Annotated in this window: 10 protein-coding genes; 8 read left to right on the top strand and 2 right to left on the bottom strand. The window is 60.8% G+C overall.

What is annotated here, in order from left to right:
• Positions 1-17 precede the first annotated feature (17 nt).
• The 8 genes from VJZ71_01885 (at position 18) to VJZ71_01920 (ending at position 7,343) form a co-directional block, all read left to right on the top strand.
• A complete protein-coding gene (locus tag VJZ71_01885) occupies positions 18-2,057 on the top strand; it encodes a hypothetical protein (protein HKQ46800.1) in 2,040 nt (679 codons plus the stop codon).
• A 69-nt stretch (positions 2,058-2,126) separates the two neighbouring features.
• The gene (gene amrS, locus VJZ71_01890) at positions 2,127-3,233 is read left to right on the top strand and encodes an AmmeMemoRadiSam system radical SAM enzyme (protein HKQ46801.1); all 1,107 of its coding nucleotides are present in this window, start codon (positions 2,127-2,129) and stop codon (positions 3,231-3,233) included.
• Between the two features lie 137 nt (positions 3,234-3,370).
• Positions 3,371-3,817 (top strand): DUF4258 domain-containing protein, encoded by a 447-nt coding sequence (locus VJZ71_01895; GenBank protein HKQ46802.1) that lies wholly within the window; start codon positions 3,371-3,373, stop codon positions 3,815-3,817.
• A 12-nt stretch (positions 3,818-3,829) separates the two neighbouring features.
• Positions 3,830-4,090, top strand: coding sequence for a YgiT-type zinc finger protein (locus VJZ71_01900; protein ID HKQ46803.1), 261 nt, complete (start codon positions 3,830-3,832; stop codon positions 4,088-4,090).
• 26 nt (positions 4,091-4,116) lie between these two features.
• Positions 4,117-5,304, top strand: coding sequence for an RluA family pseudouridine synthase (locus tag VJZ71_01905; protein HKQ46804.1), 1,188 nt, complete (start codon positions 4,117-4,119; stop codon positions 5,302-5,304).
• Between the two features lie 449 nt (positions 5,305-5,753).
• Complete coding sequence (locus tag VJZ71_01910; GenBank protein ID HKQ46805.1) at positions 5,754-5,987, top strand: hypothetical protein; 234 nt, start codon at positions 5,754-5,756, stop codon at positions 5,985-5,987.
• Complete coding sequence (locus VJZ71_01915; GenBank protein ID HKQ46806.1) at positions 5,980-6,282, top strand: helix-turn-helix transcriptional regulator; 303 nt, start codon at positions 5,980-5,982, stop codon at positions 6,280-6,282. The genes VJZ71_01910 and VJZ71_01915 overlap by 8 nt, the downstream gene beginning before the upstream one ends.
• A gap of 53 nt (positions 6,283-6,335) precedes the next feature.
• On the top strand, positions 6,336-7,343 hold the full coding sequence (locus tag VJZ71_01920) for a toll/interleukin-1 receptor domain-containing protein (protein HKQ46807.1): 1,008 nt from the start codon (positions 6,336-6,338) through the stop codon (positions 7,341-7,343).
• 12 nt (positions 7,344-7,355) lie between these two features.
• Here the strand turns inward: VJZ71_01920 and VJZ71_01925 are convergent, their stop codons facing one another.
• Both VJZ71_01925 and VJZ71_01930 read right to left on the bottom strand, forming a co-directional pair.
• Positions 7,356-8,000: a DUF4145 domain-containing protein gene (locus VJZ71_01925; protein ID HKQ46808.1), complete on the bottom strand. Its 645-nt coding sequence runs from the start codon at positions 7,998-8,000 to the stop codon at positions 7,356-7,358.
• Positions 8,001-8,886: 886 nt separating this feature from the next.
• The gene (locus VJZ71_01930) at positions 8,887-11,937 is read right to left on the bottom strand and encodes a PAS domain S-box protein (protein ID HKQ46809.1); all 3,051 of its coding nucleotides are present in this window, start codon (positions 11,935-11,937) and stop codon (positions 8,887-8,889) included.
• Positions 11,938-12,736 lie beyond the last annotated feature (799 nt).

Consider the following 12,736-nt stretch of genomic DNA (forward strand, 5'->3'; position numbering starts at 1 on the left):
GTGTGGAGGTTCCAGTAATGGTTCGAAAATCGATCTTCGGTGTTCTTCTTGTCACGATCCTCGCGGCGCCGGCCGCGCCGACGTTAGCCCAGACCAACCTCTCCGAATTCCCCCTGCTCAAGGCCGTGCCTTCCGACGCCTTTATCACCGTCGCCGCCAAGGCCAATCCCGAGCGCAAATTTCTCGACGAATACTGGGCCGACGTCCACGTCGCCTTCATGGAAAGCGGCATCCTCCACGACGTCTGGGAAATGTTCACCGACTCACTCAGCGAAGAAAAACTCGACATGATCGAGGAGCTTCACGAGCGCTTCTACAAGCTCAGCATGAAAGTCGAGTGGAGCAAACTCTTCAACAAGGAAATGCTCTACGCCGGTCGCTTCATCACGCCCATCCGCCACGGCTCTCCCTACGAAGGCCTCCTGTTGGGTCGGATGGACGTGGAAAGCGCCCCCGCCAACTACGCCGCCCTGAAGGCCCTGCTGGCCGAGTTCGTCAAGCTCGTCGAGGCCGACTACGGCGAAGGGGTTCTTACGATCACCGAGACCAACGAAGACGGCGTCACCATCGCCACCCTGGCCCATCGCGACCTGGCCGGCATGGTCCTCTCCCTCGCCAGCTACAAGGATGTCATCGCCCTCTCCTTCGGCGGGCCGACGATGCTCAACGAGGCGATGATGTTGCTCCAGGGCTCGGCCGGCAAAAAGGGCTTGGCCCAATCGGACCGCTTCAAGAAAGCCTTCGACCAACTCCCGCCCGCCGAGGATACGCTCGTCTTCTTCGACCCCTCGCTGCTGTTCACCCGCGTCGGCGGAATGATCAAGATGATGGCGGGCGCCGCCGAAATGAAGGACGAACCCCCGGCGGAAAAGGACGGCGAGAAGCCCGAAGAAGCGGACGCCGAAGCCCATGAAGCCAAGGCCGCCGTCGCCGCCCTCTCCAAGGTTCTCGACGACATTTCCATCTTCGACTACGTCGCCAGCGTCGAATATACCGACGGCTATCGCGTCTTCTCCGAAAGCGTCGCCAAGCTCAAGGTGGATGCCAAGAACAAGCCTCTTTACGACGTCCTCGCCGGCGGCAAGAACCCCGAAGACTTCGCCGCCTTCATCCCCCAGGAAGCCGCCAACTTCAGCGTTACCTCCGGTATTAACTTCAAGGCCCTATACGCCTACATCCGCGACTTCGCCGAGACCCATCTCCCCGGCGGGAAGGAGGCCTTCGAGGCGTTTGCTCGTGTCCAAGCGGAGGAGCTGGAGATCGATCTCGAGAACGACGTCATCAACAATCTCGAAGGACCCATGATCTCCTTCGCCATGGGAAATGACTGGCTGCTCATGTTCAAGGTTTCCAACGAAAAGAAGATGAGCAAGGCCCTCTCCGGCCTCTTCAAGAAAATCAACGAGGAAATGGGCGAGAAGAACGCGCTGATGCTCTCGTCCGTCAAGGTCGCCGGCGGCCGCAACTTCACCCAGGTCTCCCACCCCATGATGATGATGATGGGCGGCATGAGCCCGCCGGTCTGGGGCTGCGCCGAGGGCTACCTGATCCTCGGCTCCTCCGCCAAGACCGTCAACCTCAGCCTCAAGACCGCCGCCGGCGATCACGCCAACATCACCAAGAACCAGCGCTGGGCCGCCGAGGCCATCCGTCCCAAATCCGGCAGCGTCGATTCCATCAGCTACGCCGACGAGGCCAATTTCGCCGCCGACTTGCAGGCCGGAATTGGCGTCGCCTCCATGGTCATGGGCTTTGCAACCATGGGAATGGCCGAGGCGCCGCCGCAAGTCCGCGGCATCTTCCAAACCATCCCCGGCATCCTCGCGAAACTCGGCCCCGTCGCCGCCAAGCTCGATTTCTATCAATCCACCGCCAGTGTCGCCACCTTCGACGGTCAGCGCTGGATGACCAAGGCCGTGCAGAACTACAAGGACCCCGCGACGCGAAAGAAATCAGACGTCGATTCCGAAGAAGACGACGCCACGCCTCCGCGAAAGGCGAAAAGGCCCGCGGATGACGACGAAGAAGCCGACAAGAACGACGAGAGCGGAGAATAAGCGTAATCGGGTCCTTTTGGTCCCTTAGGTCCCTTATCGTCTTCGCTCCTATACTGCCGTATGGCGGCGATGACCTCGCTGAAGTCGCTTCTCTCCGAAAACACAATCCCGGGTGACCCCGCGCTGGTCTTTCCCGAGGGCGACGCCCTCCGCTGCGTCGCCTGCGGTCATCGCTGCCTCATCAAGCCCGGCCGCGCCGGCGTCTGCCGTGTCCGCTTCAACGAAAACGGCGAACTCCGCGTCCCCGGCGGCTACGTCGCCGGTCTCCAGATCGACCCCATCGAGAAAAAGCCGTTCTACCACGCCTACCCCGGCCGCGACGCGATGTCCTTTGGCATGCTCGGCTGCGACTACCACTGTGGCTACTGCCAGAACTGGGTCACCTCGCAGGCCCTTCGCGACGACCAGGCCGTCAGCCTCCCGCGCTTCTGCTCGCCCAGGCAGCTCGCCGACCTCGCCGTCGAAAACGGCACGCCCGTCGTTGTCTCCACCTACAACGAGCCGCTCATCACCAGCGAATGGGCCGTCGAAGTCTTCAAGGAGGTCTGCGCCCGCGGCCTCGTCTGCGGCTACATCTCCAACGGCAACGGCACCCCCGAAGTGCTCGACTTCATCCGGCCCTACGTGGACTTGTACAAGGTCGACTTGAAGGGCTTCGATGACAAGCACTACCGCGAACTCGGCGGCGTCCTCGCCAACGTCCTCGATACGATCGGCCGCTTGAAGGGAATGGGCTTCTGGGTCGAGATCGTCACCCTCATCGTCCCCGGCTTCAACGACAGCGACGCCGAGCTGACCGGCATCGCGAAATTCCTCGCCGGCGTCTCCCGCGACATGCCCTGGCACGTCACCGCCTTCCATCCCGACTACAAGATGCAGGACAACCAGCGCACCCCCGCCGCCACGCTCCTTCGCGCCTACGACATCGGCAAGGCCGCCGGTCTCCGCTTCGTCTACCCCGGCAACATCCACGGCGGCGTCGGCGACCGCGAGAACACCTACTGCCCGTCGTGCAATGCTTTGATCATCCGCCGCACCGGCTTCTACGTACACGAGAACCGCATGACCACGCCCGGCAAATGCCCCGAGTGCGCCGCCGACATCCCCGGCGTCTTCGAAGCTGACGCCCCCAAACACTCCGACGGCTCCGGCATCCCGCTCCCCGTCTACATGTAACCGCCGCCTTTTTGCCCCGAAGGGGCAAGGGACCTTAGCCACGGGTGGAGCGAAGCGCAACCCGTGGTGACAGTTCCCTAAGATCTTTCCGCCCCGGAGGGGCGGAGGAGGGCCACGCTTCCCTTACAATCCCGCCCATGACGATCCCCGCTGATACCAATCAGAGACCCGCCGTGGTGGGGCGCCGAGTGGCCTTCGAATTTGCACGATTCTCAGATACAGACATTACTCTTGGGCAACGGGGTTTTGACAGGTATGCTGGCCCAATGCCGATCACCGAAAAAGCAATTCGCGCCAAACTCGCCGTCGGTGAAATCGACTTCACAGTGCACGCGATCATCGAAGCCGCGGAAGACTTGATCTTCGTCGAGGAAATCGAATCCGCGCTTTCCACCGGCGAAATCATCGAAGACGACGAAAGCCGACATCGGTGCTTACTATGTGCTTCGCTTGCCAGCGGATTCATTCATGTCGTGCTTGACTACGGCGATTGGCTTCTTGAGCCAGCAAGCAACCTCGTCGTTGTTACGGTTTATCGGCCTGACCCCGACGAATGGATTGACGAACGAACCCGCAAAACCTAGAATTGGCTTGTCATGTCCAAGAAATGTCATCAATGCGGACAGCCCATGACATACGGTCCCGCTAACGTGGACGAGGTTGTTCGCGGCATCCATGTGCGCATGCAAAACGTCCCCGCATGGACTTGCCCGAGCTGCGGAGCACAGCAGGTCTCTTCGCCCGTCGCCCGCTACCTCTCCGAATACCTCCGGCGACTCTTGACCGACCTTCCTCCCAAGCCTGACGAACTGGCCCACCCACTCGAAGCCACCGAAGTCGTCTTCGCCGCGAAGTAGGGCCACACTTCCCTTACAATCCCCCCATGCCCCTTGGCGACACCGACGACGACGTCCTCCGCGCCGACGACACCGCGCCCGCAGGCGAAGACCTCCTCGCCGAGTTTCAACTTGACGGCCTCCCCGCGCCATCGTCCGCTCCTCCCACATCCCACCTCCCACATCCGACATCCGACATCGACGAAGATCCCATCCAGCGCCTCGACACCCCCGACGAAGGCGAACCCCGCCGCGCCGTCATCCACATCCGCCGCAAGCTCCCCGGTCGCCGCCTCGACAAGTACCTCATGGCCCGCTTCCCCCGCGTCTCGCGCACGACCCTCCAGCGCCTCATCAAGCAGGGCGACATCGTCGTCAACAGCCTGCCCACGAAAAAAAGCTACGAAGTCGAATTCGGCGACATCATCGAGATCACCTTCCCCCCGCCGCCCATCTACGACGTCGCCCCGGAAGACATCCCCCTCGACATCATCTACGAAGACGACTACGTCCTCGCCCTCAACAAGCCCGCCGGCATCATCGTCCACCCCGCCACCCGCACCCAGGGCGGCACCATCGCCAACGCCCTCGCCTTCTACTGCCAGACCCTCGCCAAAACCGACGACCCCTTCCGCCCCGGCATCGTCCACCGCCTCGACAAGAACACCACCGGCATCATGATCATCGCCAAGACCGACGAGGCCCATTGGCGGCTCTCCAAGCAGTTCGAAGACCGCACCACGCAAAAGATTTACATCGCCATCGTCCACGGTGAGCCCGAGTTCGACGAAGACGTCATCGACGTCCCCATCGGTCAGCACCCCGTCGTCCACGATCGCTACGTCGCCACCGGTTTCGCCGAGCGATTGGGCGGCAAGTTCGAGAAAAAGCTCTCCAAGTCCGCGATCACCCGCTACCGCGTCATCAAGCGCATCCGCGGCTACAGCCTCGTCGAGCTCCACCCCAAGACGGGTCGCACCCACCAGCTCCGCATCCACATGTCCCACATCCGTCACCCGATCGTCGGCGACCCCTTCTACGGCGGCCGCCACGTCTCCGTGCGCCAGGTCACCGGCCGCACGACGGACGACGATACGCCACGCTGGACCCGCCAACTCCTCCACGCCTGGCGCCTGACGGTCACGCACCCGATCAAACAAACCCCGCTCTCACTCGAAGCGCCGCTGGCTACTGATATGAAGCAATTCTTGGAATTGCTTGGCACATCCTTATAGCCCCATTCGCGTCTTCGCCCGGAGGGCGCGCGATGGTTGCCAGGGACTTCGAGTCCCTGGGAAGGAAGACCCTGCCCCATCCCCCTAATTTGCTGGTGCGAAAATCCCTTCTCGCACTTCTCCCCGCCGGACTCCTCCGGCCTTTGTGGCACCGGCTCTCAGCCGGTGTAGGAGGGCGAGGCCCCCGCCGAGCCGCCGTAGCGTCCAGCGCCGCGCCGAGGGGTTGACTTTTTAGAAACGGTTACTACACTCTTAATGGACCGACGTGTAGTCGGTTGCTCTAGGGTTGTCCGCAATACCGCCTGCGGCCGCCCATGAAAGAGCCCTGGCAAACGTGTATCAGATGAATTGGCGGACGCACAAGGAGAAACCCCATGGCAAAACGTCCCAAGAGTAGGCTAGGAACGGGTTGACAATTGGCGTCTGCCCGTCCGGCCTAGGAGATTTTCATGAAGAATCTTTTGGACCGGTTCATTGAGCTCGCAACGAAAAAATTGAATTCAGGAAAATGTAAAGAAGGGCAAGCCGACTTTCTGCGCCAGGCGATCCAGACCCTAGAAGGGGTCAAGCATGATCTCGCCGACGCCTCGAAGGACCGGGCGCCCATCCACCGGAGATTCTGGACTGCAATCATGTGCCTCGGCGCGGGGGGAGCGCTGGAGGAAGACATACCTGATGGATGACAGAATTACTATCGCTGGCGCCGGTAGCGTCCTGAGGCAACTCCGGACCAAAGCCGGCCTATCCTTGGATGATTTGGCCGGCCGGCTCGATTGGGACAAAGGCCGGCTTTCCAAGTATGAGAATGACCAGCTTGGCCTCTCGCTCGACGTCATCGAGCAGATCGCCGTTGCCCTCGACCAGCGGGCCGAGCCAGTCATCCTGCGGCTCCTGCAGCACCGTTACCCTTCGCTCGCCTCTCCGCGCTCGAAGGTCGGAAGATTGCTGCGAGAAGCCGTCGACGAGATGACGCGGTAGGTTGCGGCCACGCGGTCATACCGTACAATTCCATTCTCTCGACGGAGGGCCGCATGAAACTCTTTATTTCTTGGTCCGGTGAAACAAGCAAGCAGATCGCACTAGTGATGCGCGAGTGGGTACGGCTCGTTTTCCCTACGGTGCAACCCTTCCTTTCGTCGGAGGACATACGGGACGGTGCCCGTTGGAATGAGACTATCGGCAAAGAGCTTTCCGAAACTCAAACAGGTCTGATCTGTCTGACCCCTGAGAATCTTCGTGCCCCTTGGATTCACTTCGAGGCAGGTGCCGTTTCAAAGTCGCCAAATACTTCGACCGTCATCGTGCTTCCGTTTGTCGTGAAAGTCTCGGAGGTTCCCGGCACACTCAGCCAATTTCAGGTTACACCCTGGGAAAAGGAAAAAATCCTGCACCTGGCAAAGACGATTAACAGCCTGCTGCCTTTGGAACACCAGCGCAAAGAGACTGAACTGGCGAAAGTTTTTGAGATGCACTGGCCGGAACTTGCGAAATCTGTCTCGACGCTTACGGACGGAATCGGAGCGCGAGACGCGAAGCCGAAGGCGGCAAAGGTCCCGCTGCCGGATCAGCAGGAAGCCATCGAACGAATTCTACTTCTCCTTCAGGAGCAGCAGCGCGCGATCAACGAAATCCGGGAGCGCATGACTTTGCCGGGTCCAATTCCCATCTATGGTGGGCTCGAAGCCTCTCCCGACAATGCGATACGAAATCGTCTCTGGCGTTCTATAAGACGGCGCGCGGCCCTAGCGGGAGACTACTCACGGAAGCCAGACATTAAGAAGTTGCTGGCGAACGGCTTGTTTGAAGACGCCGAGTTCAAGATGATCGTTCAAGCGTTCGATGCCTTTAGAATGGAATTACCCTCCCCAATTGTGCGCGAGGGGTTAAGGGGATTTGCGAATTTGCTGGATGCCAGGACCAAAGCTATGAAGGAAGCGCGGACGCGAGAAACTCCTCCTCAACAACCGTCGGCGCCACAACAGGCTTACGTCGACGGGAGCCCCGTGACCACACAAACCTCCCCGGCTCCTCCCCTCTAATGGTGAACTTAATCACTTTGCGTCGCGCTTTGCGATCGCCTCTAGCTTATCCTTCGGTAACGATACATAAATGTTGTCGATCTCTTTAGGTTCGCTGATCATTTTGTTGGCAATAAAGTTGACGAGCCGAAAAAGCATGTTTGCAGTCGCTCTGTCGTCACGAAGGTCGATTGTGCCAGGATGTACCGCTTCGTTTCCGATCACCCGAACGGTGTCCAATGCCTGTTGCACCTTCGTCGGAAGTCCAGCCGCAACTAGAGCTTTGACATCGTCGTTAATATTCTTGCCTTCTTGTCCAAGGTGACGGCACATTTTTTGGATTGCCAACCTCAAAAGAGCAGCCGCACCTCTCGGCGAATATCCTACAATTGATCTAGCTTCTTCATAATCTTCCACGATGTCGCGTGGCAAATCCGGATTCGGAGGTTCAGCACCGGAATGCACCGGATATATCATCTTTTCGCCGAGCCAGATCGTCGGGTACTGACAGTGCTCGCAATTGCTCACCATGAATCGCTTGTCATTAAACTGCTCCCCAAAACCATCCGACCGCTCTCCTGCCCTCAAAAAGTACCAACGCTGCCGACAATAGACGTGACAGTTTGCGCAGTTGAACGCCTCAAGCTTCAATTCTGGCAATACGTATTCAGGTTTCATTCGAACTCAGCATTTGATACCTAGATGGGCTCGTACGCCAAAACGCTAAGGAACCCGAATTAGAGGCCCGCCAACGCGGATCGCAAGTATCATTCGGGCTCCTTCAAGCGGAGTATCTTCGCAGATGCGAAATCTGTTGTCGAGCCCATATTCCGTTAGTCAAGACGTCAATTACCCGTCCCGGTGCCTCCCCGCTCCGCTCCCCCCTCAACTCTGTCGCCTTTGCTGTCCAAACTCCGCCCCGTGAAAAGAAAGCAAAAAAAGAACGCCGCCCAAACAGGCGGCGTTCCGGGACGTTCACTCCCTAAAAGTAGTGGTGGCGGTTACTGCCGAAGGAAGGCCTGAGGCTTGAGACCTGAGGCTTGAGGGGAGGTAAGTGCTTTCAAGAAGCCTCTGTACCTCCATGCCCTCCGCTTCTCCGCGCCTCAAGCCTGTAGCCTCAAGTCTCAAGCCTCTTTTTACAGGGAGCAGTGAGCACGTATACAGGCAGCGGACAAAAAGAGCGGCGAAGCCCCCGTTGTCGTCGAGCCTATGGCTTACGGCTTCTGGCTGACGGCTCCCCGCCCCGGAGTTTCCGCGCCCATGCGACCAAAATTCATGAATTTCAGCCCAATTCAACCACTCATTTTTTTTTCGCGCCCCCCGCGCCTTCGTGCCTATGTGCCTCCGTGCCTTCGTGCCTCTCTGTATTCGTTCCGCCCTGTTCCGTCCTGTTCCACCAAACAAAACCGATCTCCGCGCCGGAGTTTACCCGCCGTGGCGGGTGTCCTCCGTGCTGAGGTGTTCCATTATTTTCCGTTATTCTCCGGCCCAAAAAAGAATCCGGCCTGGGTGCCCGCTGGCGTTGCCGTCGTCCAGCCCCATCCCGCTAAACCAAATCGCTCGGCTATGCCGGTCGGTGTACCGCCGAGTCCGGGAGCATCGGCCGGACGCCGGCGCCCGACGCCGCCATCGATGCGCTGGTCTTCGCCGAGAACTTCGCCAGCAACTGGTTCAAGACCGCCGGTTCCACCGGCTTGGTCAAATGATGATCGAACCCGGCTTCCCGCGCGCGGCGCTTGTCGTCTTCCTGCCCCCAGCCGGTCAGGGCGATGAGCGCCATCTTTCCGCCCCACGGTTGGCGGCGGATGTGCATGGCCGCATCGTACCCGTTCATCCTCGGCAATCCGATGTCGAGCAGAACCACCTCGGGCTGAAACGCCTCGGCGGTCTGGATGGCCTCTTCGCCGTCGTGGGCGATTTGGGCGTCGTGGCCGTCGATCCGCAGCAGCTTCTGCAGCCAATAGGCCGAGTCGCGATTGTCGTCCACCACGAGAATGCGGCACTTCGACACGAGGGAGGTCGCGGCGACCGATTCCGCCGGTCGCGCGACAGTCTTTACCGGCGGCATCGGCCCCACAGAAATTGGCAGGTGAACCACAAACTCACTCCCGTGCCCGAGCCCCGCGCTGCGGGCCTCGACCGTCCCGCCGTGCAGCTCGATCAGACCGCGGACCAGCGCCAGTCCCACGCCCAGACCCCCCTGAGCGCGTTCCAAGGCCGGCGCGGCCTGGGAGAACATTTCGAACACCCGCGGGAGATGCTCCGGAGCAATACCGATGCCGCTGTCGCGGACCGATATCGCGACTTCGCTGCCCATGCGCTCCGCGCTCAGCCGGATTCGTCCGCCCTTGTCCGTGTACTTGGCGGCATTGTTGAGCAGGTTGGAGAGGATCTGAGCCAGTCTCGCCGGGTCGGCGTCGAAATGGACCGGATGGGAGGGAAGCGCAACCTCCAGATCGTGAGCCCCCTGTTCGATGAACGTCCGCGACAGCTCCACGGCGCTGCGCACGACTTCGCCGAGTTCGACGCGCGCCTTGCGGAGCGAGATCTTCCCGCTGGTGATGCGCGACACATCCAGCAGATCATCTACCAGCCGCACGATCTGCACGAGCTGCCGCTCCATCAGGCGGCGCATCTCGCCGACGACTTCGGGCGGTTGGCCGGTGCGGCCCAGCAATTCCAGGGCATGGGAGAGCGCCGCCAGGGGATTGCGCAGCTCGTGTGACAGCGTTGCCAGGAATTCGTTCTTGCGACGGTCCGCCTCCGCCAATTGGTCGGACCGATCCTCCAGCGCCTGGAACAGGCGATTACGCTCCGTGACATCGCGGGCGATCTTCGATACGCCAATAATCCGGCCCCCGGAGCCGCGAATCGGTGAACAGGTCAGCGAAATAAGGATTTCCGTCCCGTCCTTTCGCCTGCGGATCGTATCGAAATTTTCGATCTCCTCGCCCCGCTTGATCCGCTCCAGAATCCGGGGCATCTCGTCGGCGCGACCCTCCGGAACCAGGAGGGAAATCGGGCGTCCCAGCATTTCCTCCGCCGTGTACCCGAAAATCTGCTCCGCGCCCGTATTCCAACTCGTCACCATCCCATTGAGGTCTTTGCCGATGACGGCGTCGTGCGAACCCTCCACAATCGCCGCCAGACGCTCGCGATCCGCGTCCGCCTGTCGTCGGGCGGTCACATCGCGGAAGACCAGTACGACGCCCGCGATCCGGCCGGTGTCGTCGCAAATCGGGCTGGCGCTGTCGTCGATGGGCCGCTCGGACCCATCCTTGGCGATGAGCATCGTATGGTTCGCCAACCCGACGATCCGCCCTTCGCGAAGGACCCGCGTAATGGGGCTCTCGACCGTTTCCCGCGTCTCTTCGTTGACGATGTGGAAGACACAATCCGACGATTGCCCCAACGCCTCGTCGTCGCCCCAGCCGGTCAGGGATTCGGCGATCGGATTCAGGAAAGTGACGCGCCCCCTGTCATCCGTCGTCATGACGGCATCGCCGATGCTGCGGAGCGTCACGTGCAGCCATTCGCGCTCTTCTTTGAGCTTCGCGGCCTGCTCCCGCATCGTTCGTTCCGCGCGGCGCCGTTCGGCCACGTCGCGGAAGACGAGTACGACGCCCGACACCTCTCCTTGAGCATTGCGGATGGGACTGGCGCTATCGTCGATGGGCCGCTCCGTTCCATCCCGCGCGATCAGGATCGTATGGTTCGCCAGGCCGACGACGCATCCTTCGCGCAGCGCCCGCGCCGCCGGGTCTTCGACCACCGCCCGCGTCTCCTCGTTGACGATATGGAAGACATCCGTCAGCGGCCGGCCCGCCGCCGCCGCCTGCGTCCAGCCGGTGAGCTCCTCCGCGATCGGATTCAGAAACGTTACCCGCCCCTTCGTATCGGTCGCAATCACCGCGTCGCCGATGCTTCCCAGTGTCGTGCGAAACCACTCCCGCTGGTCGTGAAGGTCCGCCGCCGCCTGCCGGCGATCTTGCAAATGACGCCGCAGGAACCACAGAAACACCAGCAGCGTTCCCAGCGCGACGCCCGCGGTAATCACCCGAGCCACGACGCTCACGAGATAAGCGCGTTCCTTGGCCGCCTGCCGCTGCCGTCGCAGATCCTGCTCCTCCTGCCGCATCTCGGCGATGAAGGCCCGAACGGAATCCAGCTTCGGCTTGTCCAGGTGCTGCAGGACCTCTTGGCGAACCGAATCAAAATCACGCTCTCTTCGCAGCGCGACGGTGTGGGAAAGCTCATCCAGCTTCATCTTCACGAGTTCGCGCAGGCGCGGGATCCGCGCCTGCTGCCGTTCGTGCTCAGCGGTCAACGCCCGGATGTTTTCGATTCTCGCGTCGGCGACGGCGACGGCGTGTTCATAGGGTGAAAGGAAGCGTTCGTCGCCGGTAATCAGATAGCCCCGCTGCCCGGATTCCGCCTCTTTGATCGTAGAGAGCAGGTCGTCCAGCGCCGTCAATGTTTCGTGCGTTTGGGTAACCCGATGGGCGTCGAGGTAAAGTTGGCGGACGTTGTGATAGCCGATGAGCGCACTAACGCCGATCACCGCCGCCACGGCGCCCATGCCGATCAACATCTGCCGGTCGGTGCTTCGGTTCATTTCCAAATTCCGCTGCGAAAAGATGGGGCGGCAATCTCTGCGTCAACCTTGATTGACCCAGCGCTGCCGGATACTCCGCTCCTCAGCTCTCCCCCGATAGCGAATTCGAACCCGAACCATCCCGCATACTGGGGATCGAAAAACACCTGTATCCTACCTTGAGCGGAACGACGTTTGCATCCTAGGGGTTAATTCTACGGGTCCTTCTGTACCCCCCCGGGGGAATTGCCGGGGTCTGCTTTCGCGGCGTGTCAAGAATCGGAGTCTCGGGAAGGCAAGACTTTGGGTCATCGGCCTTTGACTAACGAAGGCACGGCAACGCCGAAACGAAATGTGCTCCAGCCCCAGGCTCCGGGCCCCTTCCGCCCTCTCCTGTTCACCTTTTCACCTGCTCCACTGCTCTATTTTAGAGGGAGCGCTGAGCACGAGTACTGGATAGGAACAAGTAAAGCGGCGAAGCCGCCGTTGTCGTCGAGCCTATGGCGTACGGCTTCTGGCTGAACGCTCGCCGCGCCGGAGATTCCGCGCCCATGCAAGCAACATTCAAGAAATTCAGCCCAATTCAACCACTCATTTTTTTTTTGCGCCCCCCCGCGCCTTCGTGCCTATGTGCCTCCGTGCCTTCGTGCCTCTCTGTATTCGTTCCGCCCTGTTCCGGCTGATACCCTTTCCGCCGTAACTCACAGCCGAGCGCGGCCGCCTTCAGCGGCCCGTCGCCGCTCGGCTGTGAGTTACGCGGCGGATGCTTTGGTGAAGCCTGTGAAGATTCGATGCGTATCAGCGATAGAATGCGCCTCCG

It is taken from the genome of Phycisphaerae bacterium (assembly GCA_035275405.1).
Classification (GTDB): Bacteria; Planctomycetota; Phycisphaerae; order UBA1845; family UTPLA1; genus DATEMU01.

Coding starts and splice junctions, on each gene's coding strand:
- VJZ71_01885 (HKQ46800.1), top strand. CDS start 18: ATGGTTCGAAAATCGATCTTCGGTGTTCTTCTTGTCACGATCCTCGCG.
- amrS (HKQ46801.1), top strand. CDS start 2,127: ATGACCTCGCTGAAGTCGCTTCTCTCCGAAAACACAATCCCGGGTGAC.
- VJZ71_01895 (HKQ46802.1), top strand. CDS start 3,371: ATGACGATCCCCGCTGATACCAATCAGAGACCCGCCGTGGTGGGGCGC.
- VJZ71_01900 (HKQ46803.1), top strand. CDS start 3,830: ATGTCCAAGAAATGTCATCAATGCGGACAGCCCATGACATACGGTCCC.
- VJZ71_01905 (HKQ46804.1), top strand. CDS start 4,117: ATGCCCCTTGGCGACACCGACGACGACGTCCTCCGCGCCGACGACACC.
- VJZ71_01910 (HKQ46805.1), top strand. CDS start 5,754: ATGAAGAATCTTTTGGACCGGTTCATTGAGCTCGCAACGAAAAAATTG.
- VJZ71_01915 (HKQ46806.1), top strand. CDS start 5,980: ATGGATGACAGAATTACTATCGCTGGCGCCGGTAGCGTCCTGAGGCAA.
- VJZ71_01920 (HKQ46807.1), top strand. CDS start 6,336: ATGAAACTCTTTATTTCTTGGTCCGGTGAAACAAGCAAGCAGATCGCA.
- VJZ71_01925 (HKQ46808.1), bottom strand. CDS start 8,000: ATGAAACCTGAATACGTATTGCCAGAATTGAAGCTTGAGGCGTTCAAC.
- VJZ71_01930 (HKQ46809.1), bottom strand. CDS start 11,937: ATGAACCGAAGCACCGACCGGCAGATGTTGATCGGCATGGGCGCCGTG.